Raw genomic sequence first — 264 nt, forward strand, 5'->3', positions numbered from 1 at the left:
CTTTGTATTACTCGTTGCTGCGCGGCAGACCAAACGCCTCGTGAGACCGCGTGACCAGGTTGGTGACGGGTGTCCGCACCTCGTGCGCGATGTCTGCGGAAAAGTGTGATAGCCGGGTGAAGCCTTCCTCGATTCTCGCAAACATATCGTTGAAGGCGAATACCAGTTCCGCCAGTTCGATCGGCACATCCCGAGGATCCAGCCTCACATCCAGCTTTGAAGAGCGAATCGCCGGAATCTCTTCATTGACCTTGCGAATCGGCA

1 pseudogene is annotated in these 264 nt (G+C 56.1%); it reads right to left on the reverse strand.

The window, feature by feature from the left end:
- Nucleotides 1–10: 10 nt before the first annotated feature.
- Nucleotides 11–264: pseudogene (locus KVT32_RS30375) on the reverse strand (HAMP domain-containing protein); the annotation flags it as partial.

Origin of the sequence: Achromobacter sp. GbtcB20 (assembly GCF_019091095.1) — a bacterium.
GTDB lineage: Bacteria > Pseudomonadota > Gammaproteobacteria > Burkholderiales > Burkholderiaceae_B > Achromobacter > Achromobacter mucicolens.